The sequence below is a fragment of the Saccharothrix lopnurensis genome (assembly GCF_042658445.1).
Classification (GTDB): domain Bacteria; phylum Actinomycetota; class Actinomycetes; order Mycobacteriales; family Pseudonocardiaceae; genus Actinosynnema; species Actinosynnema lopnurensis.
This window is the reverse complement of sequence record NZ_JBHSQO010000019.1, coordinates 118,413-141,589: the sequence shown is the minus strand read 5'-3', so window position 1 is coordinate 141,589 and position 23,177 is coordinate 118,413. Positions and strand designations below refer to the sequence as shown.

Genomic DNA, 23,177 nt, shown 5'->3' with positions numbered 1-23,177 from the left:
GCGGCCTTGGGGGGCCCGGCCCTGCCCCACGTTCGGGGGGGGGGACGGACGGCCGACCATCTGGTTGCGATCCTCGCTGGCCCTGGGGGGCCAGCGCTGCCCGTGGATGGCGTCCCGGTCGGTGCCCAGCACGGTGTTGCGATCCTCGCTGGCCTGGGGGCCTGCGCTGCTCATGCCGCACCTCCGGCGGGCAGGTCTTGCAGCAGGTTGCGATCCTCGCTGGCCCTGGGGGGCCAGCGCTGCCGCCCCGGCCGCGTCGACCAGGCCGTGTTCTTCGGGTTGCGATCCTCGCTGGCCCTGGGGGCCAGCGCTGCGTTCGCCCCCGCGATGCCGATCGTGAGCATCCCGAAGTTGCGATCCTCGCTGGCCCTGGGGGGCCAGCGCTGCGTTCCCTGGCGGCGGGCCTCCAGGAGGCGCTCGTGGTTGCGATCCTCGCTGGCCCTGGGGGGGCCAGCGCTGCACCAGCACGGCGTTCCGGCGCGGCACGTCCCGCCGGTTGCGATCCTCGCTGGCCCTGGGGGGCCAGCGCTGCCGTCCTCGAACGCCTGTACGCCGTGCAGCCGGATGTTGCGATCCTCGCTGGCCCTGGGGGGCCAGCGCTGCCTCCGGACCCAGCCGGCGCTCGCGGCGTCGTTCCCGTTGCGATCCTCGCTGGCCCTGGGGGGCCAGCGCTGCTCTCGGGCTTCGCGCAGGCCGCGTTCGTTGCGATCCTCGCTGGCCCTGGGGGGCCAGCGCTGCAGCTGGTCACCAGCCTCCCGTTTGGGGTTGTCGGTGTTGCGATCCTCGCTGGCCCTGGGGGGCCAGCGCTGCGGCGTCGTCGGCGTCCTGGGCCGCTAAACGACCGGTGTTGCGATCCTCGCTGGCCCTGGGGGGCCAGCGCTGCGTGAACTTGGGGTCCTGTCCGGCCCGCTCGGCGGCGTTGCGATCCTCGCTGGCCCTGGGGGGCCAGCGCTGCACCTGCCGCCGGTCCAGGTAGGGGTTGCCGCGGGAGTTGCGATCCTCGCTGGCCCTGGGGGGCCAGCGCTGCCCGCTGCGTGCGGGCGACGCGCGTGGTCGCCACGTGTTGCGATCCTCGCTGGCCCTGGGGGGCCAGCGCTGCGAACGAGGTGTAGCCGCCCGGCTCGTTGGGGTTGAAGTTGCGATCCTCGCTGGCCCTGGGGGGCCAGCGCTGCGCTGCTTAACCAGCGCTTTTACAGTTCGACCTCGACTGTATTCAACATTAATCCCATCCTATGAGATGACACGCGGCTGCCAAGTTCGGAACCTCCCGGCGTGTCATGACACGCTCCAGGTTCCGAAGCGGCAGTCGATGAGCTGACACTCGGTGAGCTTACGTTCAGTCGTCGGACAGTTCAGCTTCCTCCGGACCATCAAGCCGGCTCTCCACGAACAGCATGCCCACCCGCATGATCATCCTGTCGACGGGAAGCGGCGACCAGGAGACCTGGGCAGCACCGTAGTGGTGACCGGCTCTCAGTATCCCTGGTCATCGCCGCCGGAGAACGGACCGTCGCAGGGTCCAGCGCCATGTCGGCTTGACCGCGCTCGACACGTCGGCGTCCTCTAACGAGTCGTTGTCGCGGTACTCATGCGGTGCGATCTTCGGAACCGGTGAGTCGCGCCGCTGCGGTGACCGGCTTACCTGAACGGCACGACCATGGCGAGCAGCCGTCCGGGTCACCGTCCTCATCGCTCGCGGACTCGGCCGCCATCAGCCGCAGATGCCGCTTTCCCTTCGCAGGCCCGTCGAGGTCGGCCTGGTCGAGCGGAACGCAGGAGCGGTGCAGGAAATATCGCCCGCGCAGCGCTTGGCCTCGCCCGGTGGCATGGGGGTAGCCATGGCGGATGGCACGGTCGAACTCGACCGCCTCAGCCCACCCGTCGGGGTCGTGGTCGCGGATCCAACGCCACCCGGTGTTGCCGTGGAACGGGCAGCCGACACAAGCGCTCTTCACCGTCTGCCCGAAGCCTCGCCCGGCGAGGAACTCCATGCACCGGGTCCGGTCGAAGCCGAGGTCGAGCAGGGGGAAGACGTTGCGCAGGAAGCGCAGTCCGGAGTCCTTGGCGCGGCCGATCTCGTCGGTGCTGATGCCGATGGCCTGCTCGGCGTACACCCCGCAGGGCACGCGGCGCGGGTGTGGGTAGCCGAGGAGTTCACGGGCGGCCTTCTTCAGTGGAATGATCTTGTATTCGCTGGTGCACTGTCGGCGTGCCAGTCCTCGCGTTCCGTCGGGGTTGAGGGTGTGCAGGGGCATGGAGACGAAGCGGTGTTTCGGGTCGAGCGCGTCGGCGCGGATGTTGCCCGCCGAGACCCGACGCACCGGGATGCCGTGTTGCTCGGCGTGCACGGTGAGCCGGTCGAGGGTGGCGTAGACGGCGCGGGGTTCCCAGCCCGTGTCGGCGAACAGGGCCACGTCGAAGCGCGGGATCTCGCCCTCGCAGGCCAGCAGCAGCACGGTCGTGCTCTGTACCCCGGCACCCAGCGACAGCAGCCGCAACGCGGGTCCGGGAGCGGGTACTGCCTGGCTCGGGTTGATCATGCCGCGGTCCTCTCCTGTTCGGTCCCGCGCCACGTGTCGACATCGAGGAGTTCGGCGAGGTCGTCGATCAGCAGCGTCACCGCATGGGCGGCTTGCTGTGGGAGCACGCCGTTGCCCAGGGCGCGCAGTTGTGCGGTGCGGGGCAGCGGGAGGTCGGTGACCCAGCCGGGCGGTAGTCCCATGAGGTGTTCGACGAAGGCGGGTGCGAGCACCGGGCGGCCGTGGTTGCCGGGCTGGGTCGGGTACGGCGCCGGGCGGCCGAGCAGGGTCTCCCAGCGGCGGATCGCCGCCTCGTAGGCACCCCAGTTCACCGGCTGCGGCGACGGCGCGGCGATCGACCGGTCCGTGGTCGTGTCACCCGGCTCGGGTGCGGCTGCGGGGAGGCTTCGTCCGGTTGGTCCGCGGTCGGGGTGAGCAGTTGGATGACCGCCGAGGGCAGCATCAGGTCGCCCTTGGAGCCCCGTTGCGCGGGGCAGCCCTTCGTGCCGTCCGTGGCCCGCGGTGTCGGCAGCAGCGCCTCGCGTTCCACCAGTGGGAGCACCTGCTGTGACAGTGGCGGCCGGAATCCCGTCCCCGCCTTGCGACCCGCTGTCCCGGTGTCCGACGCCCTGGGTGTGGGCAGCAGCCGGACCTTCTCCGGCAGCGGCGGTCCGCCCTGCCCGTCGGCGGCGGGCCAGTTCGACGAGCCGTCGTGCGCGGCCGGTGTCGGTGGCATACGCGTCTGCCCAGCCGGTTCGGGGTAGGTGTGGCCAGGCGAGCAGGAAGATCCGCTCACGGCGGTGGGCGGCTCCGACGTCGGCGGCGCGGACGCTACGCCATGCCGCGTCATACCCCGCTTCGGCCAGGTCGCCGAGTACACGGTGCAGTCCTCCCCCGCGCCAGCGAAGCGCGGCGACGTTCTCCAGCACGAGCAGCGCGGGTCGTAGTAGGCGAAGACCCGCCACGATGTCGGCCCACAACCCACTGCGGATTCCCTTCTCGATTCCCATTCGCTTGCCCGCGGCGGAGATGTCCTGGCAGGGGAACCCCGCGGTGAGCACGTCGACGGGCTCGACCGCCGCCCAGTCGATGTGCCGCAGGTCGCCGAGGTTGGCAACGCCCGGCATCCGGGCGGCGAGGATCTGTTCGATGTGCGGGTCGGGGTCGGCGGCCCAGGCGATCCGGCCGCCGCCGAAGGCGGTCAGCACGCCGAGGTCCAGGCCGCCGTAGCCGGTGCACAACGAGCCCACGACCGGGACGGATCCGGCGGCCGGACTGGTCTTCGGTTCCTGCTGCGCCGTTACCGCCGGAGTCGGGACGAGGGCGAGTCGACGTGTCGGGCGTGTGCGTGCCGGGCGGGCGGGTTGGCGGGTCATGCCGCCCGGTCTTCCTGGTCGGGCCGGTCGTCGGTGTTGTAGACGGGTCGTGTCGGGTGGAGCCGCCTGGGGGCGGTCATGTCCGTGGCGGGTTCGTTGGCGGGCCTGTGCAGCTTGGTGCGAAATACCAGCACGTCCTCGTGGGCGATCAGGTGCAGCGGCAGCCCGGCCTCGCGCTGTTTGCGGATGAAGTCGCGTTGGAAGAAGCTGCCTCGCGTCACCAGGTCGGTGGTGGCGGCGCGGGCCAGCAGCGCGACGTTGCGCTCCACCGGGATCAGGTCGGCGGCACGGCCGCAGGCGAGAATTTGGGAGGGCAGGTCGATCAGTTCGGCGTGTTCGCGCCAGGGGCGGATGGTGATGACGACGTGCCCGCCCGGCTTGAGGAAGGTGCGCAGGGCGGCGAGGATGCGGGTGAACCCGGCCAGCAGCCGGTGGTGGCCGATGTTGGCCAGGTTGCCGCGGTCGAGGGTGTTGCCGTAGAGGTGGTGGTACTTCTGCACCCCCGCCCCGGGCGCCACCGCGACCTGTCCGTGGGTGGAGGGCCCGTAGGGCGGGGAGGTCACCACGAGCGCCGCCTGGCCGACGTACTGCTGCGGCAGCAGGGTGAGGAGTTGGCGGGCGTCACCCTGGAAGACCCGCGCGTCGTGGTCGATGCCCTGCTCCCGCGCGAGCTCCAGATTTGCTTGTGCGACCTCGACCCAGTGGGGTTCGTACTCCACCCCGATGGCGCGGCGGCCGAGGCGGACGGCTTCGACGAGGGTGGTGCCGATGCCGCACATCGGGTCCAGCACCAGCTCGCCCGGCTCGGTGTAGTGGGCGACGGCGTGCCGGACGACCTCGGGCAGCATCTTGGCCGGATGCGCGGTCGACTCCGGGACGTAGGTGTTCTTGCGCTGGGTCGCCGGGGAGGACTGGGCGGTGGTCCACACCGAGGCCGAGGAGGACTTCGACTGGTTGACGCGCGCGCTGTCTGTCGAGGTCGTGTCCGCGAGGGCGGTCGGCTCGTCGGCCGGTGTTCCGGTGTTGTCGATCGGGGTGTCCGCAGGGGTGTCGGCGGGTGGTTGGGCGGCGTGATCGTGTGTCACGGGCCTGCCTTCCCGGCGGTGTCGTCGCAGGCGTGCCGGGTCGGGGACAGGTGCGGCGCTCATCGGGTGCCTCCGTCGTCGACGGACGGGTCGGTGGACAGCGTCGAGGGCGGTTGGTGGTCGTGCGGTTGGGCGAAGACCAGGACGTCGGAGTGGATGCGCCGATGCGGCTCGGGCAGCCCGCGCACCAGTGCGCGGTGCCGGGCACGAGCCTGCGCGTCACCGGTGCCGGGGCCGTCGCAGTGGTCGCCGGGAGGGGTGTCGGCGAGGGGGAAGCGGCCGTCGCGCAGAGGCGTGTGGACGGCGACGATGTGCTGGAGGTAGAGCAGGTCGGCGTTCTGTCCGGCGGTCACGACCGCGCCGCTCGGGTCGACCAGTTCACCCCTCGTCCAGTCACAGTGTGTGAGCACCACGAGGATGCCGCCGACGCGCAGCACACGGGCCGCGTAGAGCGCGGCGAGGTCGGCCGCGTGGTCGCCGGAGCGCTCCGGGCGGAAGCCGGCAATGATCAGGTCGACGGCGTCGCCAGGTCGTCTCTCCGTCCTCGCCGTGGTCATCCCGTCGGTGGCTGCGGGCATGGTCGGGGCGGTCGCGGGAGTTGGTCCGGTGCCGCTGCCCGAGTCGGCCCACGGCGGTCGGGAGGTCGGGCCGGCGGTGGTCGGGTCGACCGGGACGTGCTCGACGCACACGGTGCGGCCGAGGCGTTCGACGGCGTGCACGGCGTCGGCCAACTCGGGATCCGGTTCGGTGTTCGGCGCGTGGTGGACGACGCCGTCGCTTCCCACCGGGGTGGGCCGTGGCCGCTGCCGACTGGGGGTCGGCCGGGTCAGCAGCACGACCCGCGAGTGGGGCTCGCTGAACGAGGTGACAATCCGCCGCACGAGCGCCGCGGGCCAGGTGGCGTCGAGGTCGATCGGTGCCGGGCCGGCGGTCCAGACGGTCGCCGGGGTCGGTGTCGTGGCCGAGCCGCGCGACCTCGTGGCGGTGGGCTTGCCGGGGCTGACGCGGGTGGTGGTCGGGGCGGTCGGCCAGGGACGGCGGTCTACGCCTCGACACCCACCGGGACGACTCGGGGCGGCGGGGACGGGGTCGGTACGTCGCCGGGGTGAGCGGCGGCCGGAGTGGTCGGGTCGGGTCACGGGGTATCCCTTCGGCGGGCGGGGTGCGCCCGGTCGGTACGAGGGGCTGATGACATCCCTGAACTCCGAAATACAGGTCCTCCGGGGACATACGGACCTGACCTTTTTCCGGTGACTTTCACTATCGGTCGAATGCCGGACGTGGCTCCCGCCTGTCTGCTTGGGCAAGGGAACCTCGCCCTCCACAGGACGCCCTGAAGTGATTTCTTCCGGTGTGCGAGCGCCGCCGGCGAGGACGTCGAGGGCGAGTGGCCGACGGTTGCCCACAGGTATGACCGAACTGGTACCGAACTGGCACCGCCGCTGCATCAGTGCAGCTGAAACGGCGTGACCGTGACAGCGCTGTCGATCAGCGCCTTGGGTTCCTGTTGATCGACACCGGTGTCGGTGTTCGATCTTGAGGCGGTCTTCGGCAGATCATCGGTACCTCTGCGGTACCAGTGTGGTCAGTGTTCGGTACTACCCATCGTGGCGTCCTGGGCGGGTCGTTGATTCCCATCCGCTTCGGAGTCGTGCCATGAGTTCTCGTGACGCTGTTCCACGCTCGGGTTTCGAGCGCGATCACATGCCGTTGGACGCCGCCCGCGCGGCGTTCGAGTGGCTGGTTACCGGCCCGCATCCGGTGGGCGTCGACGGCCGGTTGTTTCCCGGTCTGCCGGCGCGGCGGGTGCCGCTCAACGAGGTGCGTGACCGGTTGCTGCGCCGGGGTTGCCCGCAGACCGTGCGCGACGCGGTGTGGGCGCACCTGGTGCTGCTCGCCCGCACCGAGGGCGGTACCTGGACCGTGGGCGCGGTCGGTGTCGCGCTGCCCGCGCTGACCTCCATCGCCGCGACTCTGTCGGCGCGCTTCGCCGGCGACCCGGGCGACATCCACGCCGCGGTGCTCGCGGGGTTCGTCGCCGGGTTGGGCGAGGTCGATCTGCGTCGGCCGCGCATCATGCTGCGGCTGCGGTGGGCCGCCTACCGCGCCGGTCTCGCGTGCGTGCGCGAGGCGCTCGACGCGCCGGTGCCCTCCGGCCACGGGCTGCGCTCGACGGCGCCGCCACCCCCATGGGGGCATCCGGACTTCGTCCTTGCCCGTGCCGTCGCCGAGCGGGCGATCACCGCCGCCGAGGCCGAACTGATCGGTGCCACCCGCCTGGAAGGTGTGTCGCTGGCCGAGGCCGCGGTGGCGCGCGACCTCTCCCACCAGGCGGCGAAGAAGGCCCGCCGGCGCGCCGAGCACCGCCTCGCGGCCTACCTGCGCGAGAACGCCCGCGACACCGCGCACTCCGGTGCGGGCGAGGACGACCTGGCGACCCGGGTGGCCGACGCGGTGCTCGTCACCGACGCCGCCGACCACTCGACCACACCCGACACCCTGTCACGCAGCGTTACGGAGCTGAGGGCGGGTTCGGCGAAGGAAAACCGTGGCGGCGTGTCCCCGCGGGGCCGGTTTTCCGGAGTTCAGGGGCGCGGGAGGCGGCCGGTCGCTCCCGCGCCCACCACCTCCTCGCCCCAGCCGCCGCAGCGGCTGTCGGACCCGACTCAGGGAGCGTCACGATGCGCCTGACCCCAGCCCCGCTCTTGTCCCGCCACCGCTGTCGACCCGGTGTCCAGCGGCGGGGTCCCGTGCTCACCAGGTTCCGCGACGGTCGCCGGCGCGGTGTGCCTTCCCGGGCGGTGCCTTTCCGGGCGCTGGTGCTCGTCGGGCTGGTCGCGCTGGCCCTGCCGTGCTGCGCCGCGGCCGCGCAGGCGGACACCGTGGTGCTCGCGGTCGCGGCAAGTGTGGAGGAGGTCCTGACCAACATCCGCAATTGGCTGATGGGCATCCTCGCCGGGTTGGCGACGGTGTTCCTCACCGTCGGCGGCGTGCGTCGGGTGTTCGGCGGCGGCGACCCGGGCGAGCAGGAGAAGTCGAAGGAGGCGTTCAAGGCCGCCGGCATCGGCTACGCCCTGGCCGCGCTCGCGCCACTGGTCGTCACCGTGCTCAAGGGCATCGTGGGGGCCTGAGCGATGTGCCCATCGATCAGGTCCACGGCGCATCGCACACCGGTCGGCCCCACTGTCGACTCGCTGCTCCTCGCAGCGGACACACACCGCGGGTCGCCGGCGGCGGCCGGCCGGGAGATGTCCACGTCCGCGGTCACAAGTCCTCGCCGCGCGGTGCGTGAGCCTCGCACGAGGCTCGGCCGGGCACTGGTCGTGCCGGTGGTGAGCCTGGTCGTCGGACTGGGCGGTGTCCTTGCCGTCGCGGCCGTCGGCCTTGGCCCACCGGTTCCACCGGCCGCCGCACAACCCCAGCCGCTGCCCACCACCTCGGATTCCGGATTGCCGTTGCCGACCGGGGCACCGACCTCCACCACGTGCTTCCCGGGGTCGCTGCGACCCGAGTGCCTCACCCCGTCGGGCAGCGCGACGCCGCCGACCGATCCCGGCACCGGGCAACCCGGCCAGGGCGAGGAGCCGGAGGACGAGTGCGGTATCACCGATCTGGGTGCCTGCTTCACCGAGGCGGTCAACGGTTTCTTCCGGGGCATCGTCACCGAGGCGCTCGACCCGCTGCTGGAGCTGTTGTCCCGCACGTTGCTGACCACGCCGACACCGGAGTCGCTGCCGCGGGTGGGTGAGCTGTGGGAGAACTCCTGGCAGATCCTGCTGGCCTCCTACGGGCTGCTGGTCGTGCTCGCCGGGATCATCGCGATGGGTTATCAGACCATCCAGACCCGGCAGTCGGTCAAGGAGATCGCGCCGCGGCTGGTGGTCGGATTCCTGGCCGGGGCGCTGTCGCTGTGGGTGGCGGGCACGGGCATCCGGCTCGCCAACGCCGGCGTCGAGGCCGTCATGGACGGCGGTGTCGGCGCCGACGCCGGGCAGGCGCTGCGCGACCTGGTGCTCAACAGCCTCGTCGGCGGCATCTGGATCCACCTGCTCGGCATCTTCCTCGCCGGGATGCTGGTGGCGCTGCTGGTCACCTACGTGGTGCGCGTCGCGCTGACCGTCATCCTGATCGCCGGCGCCCCGCTGGTGTTGATGTTCCACGCCCTGGAGCAGACCGAGGGCATCGCCCACTGGTGGTGGAGGGCCTACGGCGGCTGCCTGGCCATCCAGCTCGCCCAGAGCCTCACGCTGATCACCGCGTTGACGGTGTTCCTGGCCCCCGGCGGGTTCACCCTGTTCGGCCCGACCCCCTCCGGCGTGGTCAACCTGCTGGTCGCGCTGGCGCTGATGTACATCCTGTTCAAGATCCCGTTCTGGATCCTGTCCTCGGTGCGCGGCGGAGGCGGCAGGCGCGGTCTGGTCGGATCGCTGGTGAAGTCCTTCGTCGCCTACAAACTCTTCGGCCTGGTCGGCGGGCACGGTGGCGGCGGGAGCGCCAGGTCCCGTCCGTCCGGTGGCCGAGGCGGCAACCGGGGTGGACACGACCGCGGCGGTGGCGGCTCGCCCGACCCGTACGCCCACCCGCGCACCACCGGAACCGGCCAGTACGTGCTGCCGCTGCCCGGCGTGCGCCGCACCCGCCCGACCGCCGGGCCCACGGTCAAGCCGAAACCCGGTCCGGCACCGAAGACGTCGGCTCCCCGGGGCCGCCAAGCGGCGCTGCCGCTGGGTGACGACTGGCCGGAGAACAAGCCGGTCCTGGGCCGCGACGGGCAGTACCGACTGCCCCTCGACGTCCAACGCACCACCCCGCCACCGGCCTCGTCCTCCGGGCCCGACACCGCCGCGCGGCGCCCGGCCCGCGGGGGCAAGGGCGGGCAACCGGAGTTGCCGTTCGACCCGTACAGGGGCAACCGCCCGGCACGGTCCGGGCAGTACCCGCTGCCGCTGGACGGCGTACGTCGGGTGCCGCGCCCAACCGCTGCCCCACCGCCTCGGACACCACCGCCTCCGGCGCCGCCGCGCACGCGCAGCCGAGTGGTGCAGCCGGAGCTTCCCTTCGATCCCCACCAGGGCAACCGGCCGACCCGCAGTGGCCAGTACCCGCTGCCGCTGGAGGGGGTGCGGCGGGCCCCCGCGCCCCGGCCCGCACCCACCCCGCCGCCGGCGACCCCGCCCCACCCCGCGCCGCGCCGCGGGCGGCAGCTGCGGCTGCCGCTGGACCTGCCCAAGCCGCCCAGGTCGTCGACGCCGCCGCCGAATCCACCGCCGCCGGCGTCCCGGCCGAGGCCCAAGCCCGGAGGTAAGGCGTCATGACCGCGCCCGTACGCATCCCAGCCGACGTGGACATGCACGACCGCGTGCTGGGTCCGTTGACCGCACGTCAGCTGGCGATCCTCGCCGCCGCCGGGGCGGTGCTCTACCTGATCTGGGCGGCCACCCGCACGCTGGTCCCGGTCCCGGTGTTCGCCGCCGTCGCCGTGCCGGTCGGCGCCGCGTCGGCGCTGCTGGCCCTGGGCCGCCGCGACGGCGTGCCGATGGACAGGCTGCTCGTCGCCGCGATCCGCCAGCGACTCGCTCCACGGCTGCGGGTGGCCGCGCCGGAGGGCGTGCGCCCGGTGCCCGCCTGGCTGACTCCGAACGCCGAGCACACCGAGGGCGGTGACCAGGACGACGGAGGCCGGTCGGCGCGGTCCGGGCGGGTCTCGCCCTCGGCGCTGCGGCTGCCGGCCGAGGCGGTCACCGAGACCGGTGTGGTCGATCTCGGTAGCGACGGCTTGGCTGTGGTCGCAGTCGCCGGCACGGTCAACTTCGCGCTGCGCACGCCGAACGAGCAGGAGGCGCTGGTCGCCTCGTTCGGCCGCTACCTGCACTCGCTGACCGCCCCGGTGCAGGTGCTCGTGCGCACCGAACGCCTCGACCTGTCCGCCCGGATCACCGAGCTGCGCGAACGCGCGGGCGGGCTGCCGCACCCCGCGCTGGAGGCCGCCGCCGTCGAGCACGCCGACTACCTGGACCGGCTCGGCCGGCAGTCGGAGCTGCTGCGCCGACAGGTGCTGCTCGTGCTACGCGAACCGCTCGGCACCGCGGCCCCGACCGACGGGCTGGGTGGCCCCGGCCCGCTGGCGGTGCTCGCGACGATGACGGGTAGACACCGCAAGCAGACGAGGCAGATCGATGCCGGGGCCCGGCGGGCGGGCGAGTCGCGGCTGGTGCGCCGCCTCGGTGAGGCGGTCGAGCTGCTGTCCCCGGCCGGGATTGTGATCACCCCGCTCGACGCCGGGCAGGCCACGGCGGTGCTGGCCACGGCGTGCAACCCCGACAGCCTGCTGCCCCCGTCCGCCGGGCTGGCTGGCGCGGACGAGGTCATCACCACCACCTCCGGCCTGGGCCCGGACGACGACTACGACGACGGCTGGGATCACCCCCGCGACAAGGACGGGGGGCGGTGCTGATGGCCTCCCGCACACGACGCACCAACACGACCGCCGCGGGGGCCTCGTCGGCAGCCGCCGCGTTCACCCCCGACGCCCTGTCGGTTGCGGCCCGACACCTGGAGGTCGGTGGTGAGTGGGTGTCGAGTTTCGCGGTGGTCGGCTTTCCCCGCGAGGTGCACCCGGGCTGGCTGGCGCCGCTGCTGACCTACCCCGGTCGGCTGGACGTCTCGCTGCACGTGGAGCCGATCGACCCGGTCACCGCCGCCTCCCGGCTCAAGAAGCAGCTGGCGAAGCTGGAGGCCGGACGGCGGCACACCGCCGAGCACGGGCGCCTGTTCGACCCGCGGGTCGAGGCCGCCACCGAGGACGCCTACGACCTGTCCCACCGCGTCGCCCGCGGCGAGGGCAAGCTCTTCCGCGTCGGGCTCTACCTGACCGTCCACGCCACCTCCGAGAAGGACCTCGTCGACGAGGTGGCCGCGCTGCGGTCGCTGTGCGCCTCGCTGCTGCTCGACGCCAAGCACACCACCTACCGGTCCCTGCAAGGGTGGGTGTCCACCCTGCCGATGGGCCTGGACCTGATCGGGATGCGCCGCACGTTCGACACCAGCGCGTTGGCGGCGGCGTTCCCGTTCACCAGCCCCGACCTCCCCGCACCCGACCCCACCTCCGCGACCGCGCCGTCCGGGGTGCTCTACGGCTACAACATCGGCTCCCAGGGGCTGGTGCACTGGGACCGGTTCGGCGACGGGATGCACAACCACAACAGCGTCATCCTCGGCCGCTCCGGGGCGGGCAAGTCCTACCTGGTCAAGCTGGAGCTGCTGCGCAGCCTGTACCGGGGTGTCGAGATCGCCGTGGTCGATCCCGAGGACGAGTACGCCCGCCTGGCCGCCGCAGTCGGCGGCACCTACGTCCACCTCGGCGCACGCGGCGTACGCCTCAACCCGTTCGACCTGCCCGTCCACACCCGCGCCGACGGCCGGCGCACCGCACCCAAGGACGCGCTCGTGCGCCGGTCGCTGTTCCTGCACACCGTCCTCGCCGTGCTCCTCGGAGGTGAGCCCGCGGCAGCCGAGCGGGCGACGTTGGACCGGGCGATCGCCTCGACCTACCAGTCGGTGGGGATCACCGCCGACCCGCGAACCTGGACCCGCCCCTCCCCCACTCTGCGCACCCTGCGCGACCGGCTGGCGGATTCGGGTGATGCCGGTGACCGCCCCGCCGGTGAGCTGGCGGCGAGGTTGCACCCGTTCGTCGAGGGCGCCTTCGCGCAGCTGTTCGACGGGCCCAGCAGCGTCACCCCCGAGGGCCACCTGGTGGTGTTCAGCCTGCGTGACCTACCCGACGAGCTCAAGGGCATCGGCACGCTGCTGACCCTGGACGCGGTGTGGAGGAGGGTGTCCAACCCGGCCATCCGCCGCCCGCGCCTGGTCGTGGTCGACGAGGCGTGGCTGCTGATGCGGGAGCCCTCCGGCGCGGAGTTCCTGTTCCGCATGGCCAAGGCGTCCCGCAAGCACTGGGCCGGGTTGACAGTCGCGACCCAGGACACCGCCGACGTGCTCGGCAGCGACCTGGGCAAGGCGGTCGTGGCGAACGCGGCGACCCAGATCCTGCTGCGGCAGGCTTCCCAGGCGATCGACGAGATCACCCGGACCTTCGATCTCTCCGCCGGGGAACGGCAGTTCCTGCTCTCCGCCGACCGCGGACAGGGCCTGCTGTCGGCAGGCACGCAGCGAGTGGCATTCCACGCCATCGCCTCCCCGACCGAGCACCACCTGGTCACCAGCAACCCGGCCGAACTCGCCGCCTACGCCGACACCGGCGAGACGGGCGAGCAGGCCGACGCCCCGTTCGTCGACCTCGGCTTCGACGGGGACGACTACCGGGCCGACGAAGGCGAGTTCGACTCCGACGCCGGCGAGATCCACCTCGACGCCGTCTGACCCGGAGCGCTCCCTTTTGCCGCCTGCGCCTTGAGCGCACCTTTCCCGTGAAGGGACTCGTTCATGTCGCCTCGAACACCTGCCCGGGTACCGGCTGCTTCCGATCAGCCACCGGACTCGCTTTCCCGCGCCGACACCCCGGTTCCCAGGTCGTCGACTGCGGTGGCAGCGGGGTGGCTGGAGGACTACCTGCGCGACCCCGGCGGCGCCCTGTCGACGCTGCTGGAGCGGCTGCGTGACCTCGCGCTGGAGTGGGGTCCGATCGCGGCCCCGGTCCTCGCCGTGCTCGTCTCCGCGACCGTGCTGGCCCGGTGGTGGTGGGGTCGGCGTTGCCACGGGATGCTGCTGGCCGACGCCCGTCAGGTCACCGTGCTCGCCCCGCCGACGGTCGATCCCGCGGGCGGGGCGGCGCTGTGGTCCAACCTCGTCGGGCTGCTGCGGCCCGGGTGGCGACGGGCGTCCACCGGACAGCCGCACATCGCCTGCGAGTACCTCTTCTCCGAGGCCGGGGTCGCGATCCGGCTGTGGGTACCCGGCGTCATCCCGCCCGGCCTGGTCGAACGCGCCGTCGAGGCCGCCTGGCCCGGCGCCCACACCCGCGTCGGCCCCGCCGAACCGCCCCTGCCGCCACAGGCCGAGGGCCGGCCGCGGCTGGTGGTCGGCGGCGAGCTGCGGCTGGCCCGCCCCGAGGCGCTGCCCATCCGCAGCGGCTTCGACGCCGACCCGATCCGCGCCCTGCTCGGCGCGCCGGTCGGGCTGGCCCGCGACGAACACGCCTGCGTACAGGTCCTCGCCCGCCCGGTCACCGGCCGCCGCGTCCAGAAAGCCCGCCGCGCCGCCCGCCGGGTGCACACCGGCGGCTCGACCCGCCTGGTCGGTCGCTTGCTCGACGCGATCACCCCCGGCATCGGCAGCCGGTCACGGCGTTCCGCGGCGGCGCGGCCGAAGACCGGGGTGTTGCACAGCGACCCGCAGACCAGCCTGGAATACGCGGCGCACAACCGCGCCATCGTGGCCAAGCAACGCGGGTCGCAGTTCGAGACCGTCGTGCGCTACGCCGTGGCCACCCTGCTGCCCAGAGGCAGCGGCGAGGCCGAGTTCCGGCAGGCCCGGGACACCGCTCGCGGCCGGGCCCACGCGCTGGCCTCCTCGTTCGCCTCCTACACCGAGCACAACCACTACCGGCGACGCCGCCTGCGCCACCCCGGTCGGGTGATCGACTCCCGCCGCCTCGGACACGGCGATCTGCTGTCGGTGCCGGAGTTGGCGGCGATCGCGCACCTGCCCACCGACGCCGCCATTCCCGGCATCCAGCGCGCCGGAGCCCGCGCCGTCGCACCCCCGCCCGGTATCGCCACCCCAGGTCCGGAGGCCAAGCCGATCGGGGTCACCGACACCGGCCACCAGCGCCCCGTCGCCCTGCGCGTCCCGGACGCGCGCCACCACCTGCACGTCATCGGCGCCACCGGCTCCGGCAAGTCCACCCTGCTGGGCACCATGATCCTCGCCGACGCCGAAGCCGGACGCGGCATCGTGCTGATCGACCCCAAGGGCGACCTGGTCACCGACGTGCTGTCGCGGCTTCCGCGTTCGGCCGCGGACCGGGTGGTGATCTTCGACGCCGACAGCCGCTCCCGGCCACCCTGCCTCAACCCGCTCGACGGCGGGGACACCGACCTGACCGTGGACAACCTCGTGTCGGTGTTCCGGCGGGTCTACTCGGCGTTCTGGGGACCGCGCACCGACGACGTCATGCGCGCCGCCTGCCTTACCCTGCGCACCCAGGACGGCGTCGCCACCCTCGCCGACCTGCCCAAACTCCTGGCCGACACCGCGTTCCGCACCCGCGTCACCGCCGGCGTCGCCGACCCGGTCCTGCGCGGCTTCTGGACCTGGTACGAGGAACTCACCGACTCGGCCCGCTCCCAGGCCATCAGCCCGCTGATGAACAAACTCCGCGCGTTCCTGCTGCGCCCCTTCGTCCGCGACGCCATCGCCGGCGGCCACTCCACCGTCGACATGACCGAAGTCCTCGACGGCGGCATCTGCCTGGTCCGCATCCCCAAAGGCTCCCTGGGCGAGGAGACCACCCGGCTGATCGGATCGCTGGTCGTCGCCCGCACCTGGCAGGCCACCACCGCCCGCGCCCGCACCCCGCAACGCGAGCGCCGCGACGCGAGCCTGGTGATCGACGAATGCCACAACTTCCTCAACCTGCCCTACCCCATCGAGGACATGCTCGCCGAAGCCCGCGGCTTCCGCCTCGCCATGACCCTCGCCCACCAACACCTCGGCCAACTCCCCCGCGAACTGCGCGAGGGCACGTCCACCAACGCCCGCTCCAAGATCTTCTTCAACGCCTCGCCCGAAGACGCCCGCGAACTCTCCCGCCACACCACGCCACGCCTGACCGACCACGACCTCGCCCACCTCGGCGTCTACCACGCCGCCGCCCGCCTCGTCCTGCACGGCGAGGAAACCCAGCCGTTCACCCTGCGCACCCAGCCCCTCTCAGCAGCCGTACCCGGACGCGCCCGGGAGATCCGCGCCGCGGTTCGCCGGACGGCACAGACCCGCGTGGGCGGGAGCGGCTCCGGACCCGCCCGGACGCCCGAGGGACGGCCGCACCCCACACGATCGAGCGCGCTTCGGCCTGTGCGCCACAGCGAGTCCGTCGTACGCACGCACAACGCCGATCCACGACGCAACGGGTGAGGTCCGAGTCCGGTGAACGAATACACCGGTGCCCGGTCAGGACAGTCCCGTCTGGGCCCAACTGCGAACCGGCAGGCGATTGTTCATCTGCAACACGAAGACAACACAGGAAAGTGCCGCAGCGACACCGAGAACCCAGAACGCGCCGAGACCGAAGCGGGCGAGGGTTTGCACACCGTGACGACCGAACACATACCCCGTCGTCCACCCCAAGGCCAGGACGCTCGCACCGGCGAAGGTGAACAACAACGGCAACGTGGAACCCATAAAATGCGGACGCCGCCTTTGCCGGGACTCCAGCCACCGCTCCCAGCCAAGCCCTCCGGGCACCCGGCCGCTCAACTCGTCCTTGATGTACATCGCGACCCTGAGGGTGCCGAAGTGCTGCGCCACGAGGCGAGCGCACAGCAGATACGAACCGAACGGGACGATCAAGAGCAGCGCCGTCATCCCCGGCCGTGTGATGGCGAACCCGAAGACGGCACCGGTGAAGGTCAGCTGAAACGACAGCATCTGCTGTTGCGCCTTCACTCTTTCCTGTATTTCGACGCGGAGCGCGGCAAATTCCGCCAACGGCCCTTCGACACCCTCGACGGCAACGTCGGACGAAGACGACATCACACGACGATACGCACACCGAACAACCCGGCGAACGAAACCGAAGCACATCACCCGTACGGCGCACACAAAATTTCCATTCCCGGCCAGGAGGCATCATCCATGATCACCAATCCCACCCGGCAGCGCGCCCTGCGCGGCCATAAGCCCACCCGACCCACACCACGCGCGGCCAACACCGCCGAACACCAGGCCGTGCTGGCGTGGCGGCTGACCCCGCGCGACAGGTGGATCACCCGGATGCTCTGGGAGCACCGGGTGCTCACCGCCCACCAGATCACCGCCCTAGCCTTCCCGAGCTTCCGGTCCGGGCGGTTGCGGCTGCGCGAGCTCTACACCTGGGGCGTCGTCGACCGCTTCCAACCGTTCGTCACCGTCGGCACCGCGCCCATGCACTACGTCCTGGCGCCCGCCGGCGCGGCCGTGCTCGCCGCCGCGGACGGCCTGGACGCCAAGGAGATGGGCTACCGGCACGACCGGGTCTTCGGCGTCGCCCACAGCCTGCGCCTGGCCCACACCGTCGGGGTCAACGAGTGGTTCACCGCCCTGGTCGACCGCGCCCGCCACCCGCACCCCGGCGAACAGGTCGCGCTGGCGGCGTGGTGGTCCGAGACCCGCTGCGCCCGCCACTTCGGCGACCTGGTCAAACCCGACGGCTACGGCCGCTGGCGCGACGGCGACCGACACATCGAATGGTTCCTGGAGTACGACTTCGGCACCGAGGTCCTGGCCAAACTCGCCGGGAAACTGACCGGCTACGCCGCGCTCGCACAGGCCACCGGCATCACCACACCCGTGCTGGTGTGGCTGCCGACCTCACGACGCGAAGCCACCGCCCGTCGACTGTTGACGCGGGCCTGGCGTGAGCTGGACGACCGGCGCTCGGTGCCGGTCGCCACCACGACGGCCGAACTGCTCGACCCCACCGCCGCCCACCCCAGCCCCGCCGACGAGATCTGGCTGCCCCTCGACACCCCGACCGGTAAGGCTCGACGACGGACGCTGTCGCAGCTGCCCGACGCCTGGCCGCACGTTCCACCACCGGCCACCACCGTCGACGACGCCGGGCCCGGGCCGGACTCACCGCATCCGACGGCCCCGCCGCCCTCACCGATGCCACCCGCGGCGGCACCGCGCGGGCAGGGCCACCCGGGAAGGCGGTGAGCCCGTGCCCGCCAAGCCCGCCATCGGGGCCGCCGCCGTGCTGCTGCTCATCCCCATCCTGATCGGCCAGGGCATGAGCGCCGTGGTGGACGCACTGTTCGGTGGCTCGTCGACCACCCCGGTGGACTGCACCAAGCCCATCGCCGACATCCCGCCCGACTACTGCCGGCTCTACATCACCGCCGCCCCGTACTGCCCCGGACTGGACTGGACCGTGCTCGCCGCCATCGGCAAGATCGAAACCGACCACGGCCGCCTCCAAGCACCCGGAGTCACCGAGGGCGAGAACCACGCCGGGGCCGCCGGACCGATGCAGTTCCTCGCACCGACCTTCAACGGCGTCATCGCCGCCCACCAGATCCCACCCGGCGGCGCCACCCCGCCCTCGCGGTACAACCCCCACGACGCCGTCCACGCCGCCGCCTTCCTGCTCTGCGACGAGGGCGTCCGCCGAGGCGACCTGCGGGCGGCGATCTTCGCCTACAACCACGCAGACTGGTACGTCGACATGGTCCTCGACCAAGCCGCCCGGTACGCCGAGGCCGCCGCGATCAGCGTCGGCAACGGCGACTGCAACGCCATCCAAGCCCCCAACCCGGTTACCCTCACCGCGATCAACTACGCCTGCGGGATGCGCGGCCTGCCCTACGTGTGGGGCGGCAACGGACCCGACGGCGGCCACACGGGCTTCGACTGCTCCGGACTGACCAAAGCCGCCTACGCCGCCGCCGGAGTCAACCTGCCCCGCACCGCACAAACCCAATTCGACGCCGGCCCCCGCGTCCCGACCGGACAACCACTGCTGCCCGGCGACCTCGTCTTCTACGGCACACCCGACAACATCCACCACGTCGGCCTCTACATCGGCGCAGGACTCATGATCAACGCACCGACCTTCGGACAACCGGTCCAGATCGACAACCACCGCTACAACGGCGACGACTACGCCGGAGCGACCAGGCCGGCGACTTCCACTGCAACCATGGTTTCCGCACAAAATTGACCACTCCTACGTGCAGACGACCACCACATGATCGCCAGATCAAGTACGGCGTAAAGTACGACACTGTCGGACACCTCTCGGGCAACATTCGCTCACGCCGATGTCAGGACGTTCAAAAACTGTTGACACGACAGCATTATCCCTACCGGAAAATTTAAGCCGATTTTACGTAATCAAGATTTGATCGGATGATCTTGGTTGTCGGGTGGTCAGCGCCCAGGATGCGTTCGCAGTCGGCCAGGGTTGCCTCTAACAGCGGGATCGCGCGTCCCCGATCACCCGCCGCTTCATAGACGCTGGCGAGGTTGTTGCGGGAGGTCAACGTGCTCGGGTGATCGGGACCCAACACCCGCTTCCGATCGGCCAGAGTTGCCTCGAACAGCGGAAGCGCGCGCCCCAGATCACCCACCGCCTCATAGACGCTGGCAAGATTGTTGCGAGAGCTCAACGTGTCCGGGTGATCGGGACCCAACACCCGCTCCCGATCAGCCAGAGTTGCCTCGAACAGCGGAAGCGCGCGCCCCAGATCACCCACCATCCGGTAGGCGTAGGCGAGGTTATTGCGAGAGCTCAACGTGTCCGGGTGGTCGGGACCCAACACCCGCTCCCGATCAGCCAGAGTTGCCTCGAACAGCGGAAGCGCGCGCCCCAGATCACTCGCCGCCCGATAGGCGTAGGCAAGATTGTTGCGGGAGGTCAACGTGCTCGGGTGATCGGGACCCAACACCCGCTCGCAGTCGGCCAGGGCTGCCTCGTATAGCGGGATCGCGCGCCCCAGATCACCCACCGTCTCATAGACGCTGGCAAGGTTGTTGCGGAAGTTCAGTGTGTTCGGGTGGTCAGGGCCCAACACCCGTTCGAAGTCCGTCAGGGTCGCCTCGAACAGCGGAAGCGCACGCCCCAGATCACCCACCGCCTCATAGACGCTGGCAAGATTGTTGCGAGAGTTCAGCGTGTCCGGGTGGTCAGGGCCCAACACCCGCTCCCGATCAACCAGAGTTGCCTCGAACAGCGGAAGCGCGCGCCCCAGATCACCCACCATCCGGTAGGTATAGGCGAGGTTATTGCGAGAGCTCAACGTGTCCGGGTGGTCAGGGCCCAACACCCGTTCGAAGTCGGTCAGGGTCGCCTCGAACAGCGGAAGCGCACGTCCCAGATCACCCGCCGCCCGGTAGGTATAGGCGAGGTTATTGCGAGAGCTCAACGTGTCCGGGTGGTCAGGGCCCAACACCCGCTCCCGATCAACCAGAATTGCCTCGAACAGCGGAAGCGCGCGCCCCAGATCACCCGCCGCCTCATAGACGCTGGCAAGGTTGTTGCGAGAGCTCAACGTGTCCGGGTGATCGGGACCCAACACCCGCTCGCAGTCGGCCAGGGCTGCCTCGTATAGCGGGATCGCGCGCCCCAGATCACCCACCGTCCGGTAGGCGTAGGCAAGGTTATTGCGGGAGGCCAGCGTGTTCGGGTGGTCGGGACCGTGGAGGCGTTCCTGGCCTTGGGCGGCGCGGGTGTGCAGGGTGATGGCGGTGGCGGGATCGCCCTGGTTGTTGAGGTAGCGGCCGAGGCGGTCGGCGAGGGTGCAGCGCAGGGCGGTGTCGGTGTCGGGGTGGGTGTGTTCCAGTAGTGCGCGGGCGTGGGGCAGCACCGTCCGGAAGACGGGCCAGTCTGCCGGGAGCCCTGGGGCGGCGTCGGCGAGAGCGGTGGCCAGGACGGTGGTGGTGGTGTCGCGGGCGTGGGCGATGTCGTCGGGGCGGCGGTGAGGGTCGGCGGGGTCGGGGGTGCGGGTGACGGCCTGGACGAGTCGGTGCACGGCGATGGTGTCGGCGGTGAGGGTGATCATGCTGTAGGCGGCCAGCCTTCCCAGCGCCTCTACAACGTCGGGCTCCGGCGCGTCGGTACCGGTGGTGACCAGGTCGCGGGGGATGGCGTCGGGGGCGTACCAGGCCAGCCGGCGCAGCAGGTCTCCGACCAGCGGGGTGTCGGCGAGGTGGTCGAGGGTGACGTGCCAGACCCGGGCCATGGTCCGCTGGGCGTCGCCGCCTTCGGCGGTGGCGGTGAACATCCGCGCCGGGTACCGCGCCAACAGGTGCAGGTAGGCGGTTGGGGTGATGCGGGCCTGGGCGAGGTAGGCGCCCGCCTGTTCCACCGCCAGCGGCAGCCACCCCAGCTCCGCGCACAGCCGGTCGGCGTCGGTCAGGTCCGCCTCGGGCCATTCTGTCCGTACCAGGCGGGTCAGCAGTTCCACGGCTTCGGCGGGGGGCAGCACGTCGAGCGGGACCGTCTCCATGCCCCGCCAGCCGCCGCCCTGGCGCGAGGTGATCATCACCGTGCCGGTGCGCACCCGTTCCAACAACCCTGCCGCGTCGCCGGGCGTGGTCAGGTTGTCCAACACCAGCAGCCACCCGTCATGGGTGGCCAGCCACCGCACACCCAGTTCGGTGCGCTGCTCCGAGGGCAGGTCCGCCGCCTGTGGGGCCAGGGTGCCCGCCAGGTCGGCCAGACCGGCGTCCAGCGCGGAGGCGGTGTCCGCGGTGATCCACCACACCAGCGTGTACCGCCCGGCGCGCAGGCGGGCGAAGCGGGCGGCCAGGGTGCTCTTGCCGACCCCGCCCAACCCGTGCACCGCGACCACCACCGCCCGACCCGAGCCCGCCACCACCCGGTCCAGCCGCTCCAACTCTCCCGACCGCCCGACGAACAACTCCGAGCCGGCGGGAAGCCTGCCCAACCCCGCCGCGGCCGCGACCGTCTCCATCACCGGCACGGCCGACCCGCCGACGATCAGGTCCCCCTGCACCAGGGTGCCGCCCTGCATGGCGCCGATCGTGGGCCCCGCCCCACCAGTCACGTTCCCGGTCAGCGACACCGCGCCCCCGGCCTGTGGAGCTGTCGCCGACGTGGCCTGGCCTACGGCCGCGCCGGCGCCGGAGGGTCCGGCGGCCCTTCCACCCCACCGATGTGCACCCCGGTGGTCGCCCCCGACCCCGAACCCCCGGTCACGTCTCCGGTGAACACCACACCGCCACCGGTGGCCGTCTGCGTCCGCGCCGCCGAGGAAGCGGACGAGGGCTCATCGCCGACCTCGATGTTGTCGCGCGACCTCTGACGCACCGCCACCACCAACGCCGCGACAGCCACCAGGAGGCCGGCGATACCGGCGAACCAGCTCAACGCCTCCACCACCGGCCGGGCAGGGTGCTCCTCCTCGGTTAGGACCACCGGCACACCGAACCGCAACAGCGCCCACACCACCCCACCGAGCACCGCCACACCCGCCAACCACCAGGCACGACCCCGACCGAATGCCATGACCACCCCTGCCCGGAAGCCGCAACGCCCGTGAACCGACACCCGATGATCGCACCCCACCCGCTTACCGCTACGAGGCCACGCCCACTCAACAGCACACGCCCCACGACCCGACTCGCCAACTCGACGAATTGAGCGGTGCTCATTTGTGGCGCCGTCTGCGTTTACTCGGCATGACATGAAACCGCAACATTGCGGAACCCCGAGAACCCGACCATTAGCCGAAGGCATCACCGCCCCAGCCAAGAACCGGCAACGCGATCTCATGCCGCCGAACGCACGTCGGGAAGACACGCTCATCCCGGTGAGCGGAATGGTGGTGGCGGCATCGCCGACGCGGAGGGCACATGGGGTCGAGTCGAAGGAGCGCCATGACAGGGCTTGGAGACGCTACCGGTGAGGCTCCTGTCGCACCTGACGCCTCCGAATCGGCGAGCACGGCCGCGATCTTCGTCGCCACCCCGCCATGGTCGCCGTCGCCACGGTGTCGACCCTGCTCCTGGCACTACATCCCAGCATCGCCGAATACCTGCCCCACCCCGCCCACCTACTCCTGGCCCTCCCGACCTCACAGCCCAGATCGTCGAACCAAGGCCACGCAGTGGCAGAGCCCGGCAACCCGCGGTGCACGGGGGGCTCGGCGAACCGGGCGAAGAACGTCGAACCGGTGCGGACGCCAGCCCCCTCACCCGCAGACAGCGTGCCATCCGCTCATACCGTGGGTGAGGTGCCGGTGGTCGTGTGCCCATGCCGATGAGCGGTGGCGGTCAGGAGACCGTCGGCGGCCAGCGGTGCCCGCGCCACTCGTCCCAGGATGCGAATCCGGCCGGTGGGTCGTCAACGGGTTCGCTGCCGTCGAGTTCACCTCGAGTCGGGACCTGGATGATGCCGGCCCACTCGGCGAGTTCCTCGTCGGACATGGGCCATGTGGTGTCCGGCTCGTCGACTTGGCGTTGGTCGAGTCGTCTGCGCTGCTCGGCCGGGGACACCTCGAAGTAGTGCATTT

16 protein-coding genes and 1 CRISPR repeat array are annotated in these 23,177 nt (G+C 71.5%); of the genes, 8 read left to right on the top strand and 8 right to left on the bottom strand.

The features are described 5' to 3' along the window. Positions 1-495: 495 nt before the first annotated feature. Positions 496-1,172: a CRISPR direct-repeat array (repeat unit 37 nt; unit sequence GTTGCGATCCTCGCTGGCCCTGGGGGGCCAGCGCTGC). Positions 1,173-1,586: 414 nt separating this feature from the next. The 4 genes from ACFP3R_RS20280 to ACFP3R_RS20265 all read right to left on the bottom strand — a co-directional run bounded on the left by ACFP3R_RS20280 (position 1,587) and on the right by ACFP3R_RS20265 (position 5,765). Then, positions 1,587-2,540, bottom strand: coding sequence for a hypothetical protein (locus ACFP3R_RS20280; RefSeq protein WP_380637874.1), 954 nt, complete (start codon positions 2,538-2,540; stop codon positions 1,587-1,589). Beyond that, positions 2,537-3,769 (bottom strand): DNA cytosine methyltransferase, encoded by a 1,233-nt coding sequence (locus ACFP3R_RS20275; protein WP_380637873.1) that lies wholly within the window; start codon positions 3,767-3,769, stop codon positions 2,537-2,539. Before ACFP3R_RS20275 ends, ACFP3R_RS20280 begins: the two co-directional genes overlap by 4 nt. 122 nt (positions 3,770-3,891) lie before the next feature. After that, positions 3,892-5,043: a TRM11 family SAM-dependent methyltransferase gene (locus ACFP3R_RS20270; RefSeq protein ID WP_380637871.1), complete on the bottom strand. Its 1,152-nt coding sequence runs from the start codon at positions 5,041-5,043 to the stop codon at positions 3,892-3,894. After that, positions 5,040-5,765, bottom strand: a complete 726-nt coding sequence (locus ACFP3R_RS20265) for a hypothetical protein (RefSeq protein ID WP_380637870.1) — start codon at positions 5,763-5,765, stop codon at positions 5,040-5,042. Before ACFP3R_RS20265 ends, ACFP3R_RS20270 begins: the two co-directional genes overlap by 4 nt. A gap of 796 nt (positions 5,766-6,561) precedes the next feature. Here ACFP3R_RS20265 and ACFP3R_RS20260 point away from each other — a divergent pair. From ACFP3R_RS20260 to ACFP3R_RS20235, 6 genes are all read left to right on the top strand, one after another. Next, the gene (locus ACFP3R_RS20260; protein ID WP_380637868.1) at positions 6,562-7,671 is read left to right on the top strand and encodes a hypothetical protein; all 1,110 of its coding nucleotides are present in this window, start codon (positions 6,562-6,564) and stop codon (positions 7,669-7,671) included. A gap of 110 nt (positions 7,672-7,781) precedes the next feature. After that, on the top strand, positions 7,782-8,111 hold the full coding sequence (locus tag ACFP3R_RS20255; protein WP_380637866.1) for a pilin: 330 nt from the start codon (positions 7,782-7,784) through the stop codon (positions 8,109-8,111). A gap of 324 nt (positions 8,112-8,435) precedes the next feature. Continuing rightward, on the top strand, positions 8,436-10,295 hold the full coding sequence (locus tag ACFP3R_RS20250; RefSeq protein WP_380637865.1) for a TrbL/VirB6 family protein: 1,860 nt from the start codon (positions 8,436-8,438) through the stop codon (positions 10,293-10,295). Next, on the top strand, positions 10,292-11,434 hold the full coding sequence (locus ACFP3R_RS20245) for a PrgI family protein (protein ID WP_380637863.1): 1,143 nt from the start codon (positions 10,292-10,294) through the stop codon (positions 11,432-11,434). The genes ACFP3R_RS20250 and ACFP3R_RS20245 overlap by 4 nt, the downstream gene beginning before the upstream one ends. Then, positions 11,434-13,362 (top strand): VirB4 family type IV secretion system protein, encoded by a 1,929-nt coding sequence (locus ACFP3R_RS20240; RefSeq protein WP_380637888.1) that lies wholly within the window; start codon positions 11,434-11,436, stop codon positions 13,360-13,362. The genes ACFP3R_RS20245 and ACFP3R_RS20240 overlap by 1 nt, the downstream gene beginning before the upstream one ends. 63 nt (positions 13,363-13,425) lie before the next feature. Beyond that, positions 13,426-16,077: a type IV secretory system conjugative DNA transfer family protein gene (locus tag ACFP3R_RS20235; protein WP_380637862.1), complete on the top strand. Its 2,652-nt coding sequence runs from the start codon at positions 13,426-13,428 to the stop codon at positions 16,075-16,077. A gap of 36 nt (positions 16,078-16,113) precedes the next feature. On the opposite strand, the gene ACFP3R_RS20230 is transcribed toward ACFP3R_RS20235, so the two are convergent. Next, the gene (locus tag ACFP3R_RS20230; protein ID WP_380637860.1) at positions 16,114-16,695 is read right to left on the bottom strand and encodes a hypothetical protein; all 582 of its coding nucleotides are present in this window, start codon (positions 16,693-16,695) and stop codon (positions 16,114-16,116) included. A gap of 102 nt (positions 16,696-16,797) precedes the next feature. On the opposite strand from ACFP3R_RS20230, the gene ACFP3R_RS20225 reads away from it, so the two are divergent. Continuing rightward, on the top strand, positions 16,798-17,859 hold the full coding sequence (locus tag ACFP3R_RS20225; RefSeq protein WP_380637859.1) for a replication-relaxation family protein: 1,062 nt from the start codon (positions 16,798-16,800) through the stop codon (positions 17,857-17,859). Positions 17,860-17,932: 73 nt separating this feature from the next. After that, a complete protein-coding gene (locus tag ACFP3R_RS20220) occupies positions 17,933-18,862 on the top strand; it encodes a C40 family peptidase (protein ID WP_380637886.1) in 930 nt (309 codons plus the stop codon). A 154-nt stretch (positions 18,863-19,016) separates the two neighbouring features. On the opposite strand, the gene ACFP3R_RS20215 is transcribed toward ACFP3R_RS20220, so the two are convergent. The 3 genes from ACFP3R_RS20215 to ACFP3R_RS20205 all read right to left on the bottom strand — a co-directional run bounded on the left by ACFP3R_RS20215 (position 19,017) and on the right by ACFP3R_RS20205 (position 23,175). Beyond that, entirely contained in the window at positions 19,017-21,677 is a 2,661-nt protein-coding gene (locus ACFP3R_RS20215) for a tetratricopeptide repeat protein (protein WP_380637858.1), read from the bottom strand. Between the two features lie 92 nt (positions 21,678-21,769). Continuing rightward, a complete protein-coding gene (locus ACFP3R_RS20210; protein ID WP_380637857.1) occupies positions 21,770-22,132 on the bottom strand; it encodes a hypothetical protein in 363 nt (120 codons plus the stop codon). Between the two features lie 806 nt (positions 22,133-22,938). Continuing rightward, a complete protein-coding gene (locus ACFP3R_RS20205; protein WP_380637856.1) occupies positions 22,939-23,175 on the bottom strand; it encodes a hypothetical protein in 237 nt (78 codons plus the stop codon). Between the last annotated feature and the right edge of the window lie 2 nt (positions 23,176-23,177).

Coding starts and splice junctions, on each gene's coding strand:
- ACFP3R_RS20245 (WP_380637863.1), top strand. CDS start 10,292: ATGACCGCGCCCGTACGCATCCCAGCCGACGTGGACATGCACGACCGC.
- ACFP3R_RS20220 (WP_380637886.1), top strand. CDS start 17,933: ATGAGCGCCGTGGTGGACGCACTGTTCGGTGGCTCGTCGACCACCCCG.
- ACFP3R_RS20280 (WP_380637874.1), bottom strand. CDS start 2,540: ATGATCAACCCGAGCCAGGCAGTACCCGCTCCCGGACCCGCGTTGCGG.
- ACFP3R_RS20215 (WP_380637858.1), bottom strand. CDS start 21,677: ATGCAGGGCGGCACCCTGGTGCAGGGGGACCTGATCGTCGGCGGGTCG.
- ACFP3R_RS20240 (WP_380637888.1), top strand. CDS start 11,434: ATGGCCTCCCGCACACGACGCACCAACACGACCGCCGCGGGGGCCTCG.
- ACFP3R_RS20205 (WP_380637856.1), bottom strand. CDS start 23,175: ATGCACTACTTCGAGGTGTCCCCGGCCGAGCAGCGCAGACGACTCGAC.
- ACFP3R_RS20230 (WP_380637860.1), bottom strand. CDS start 16,695: ATGTCGTCTTCGTCCGACGTTGCCGTCGAGGGTGTCGAAGGGCCGTTG.
- ACFP3R_RS20235 (WP_380637862.1), top strand. CDS start 13,426: ATGTCGCCTCGAACACCTGCCCGGGTACCGGCTGCTTCCGATCAGCCA.
- ACFP3R_RS20270 (WP_380637871.1), bottom strand. CDS start 5,043: ATGAGCGCCGCACCTGTCCCCGACCCGGCACGCCTGCGACGACACCGC.
- ACFP3R_RS20225 (WP_380637859.1), top strand. CDS start 16,798: ATGATCACCAATCCCACCCGGCAGCGCGCCCTGCGCGGCCATAAGCCC.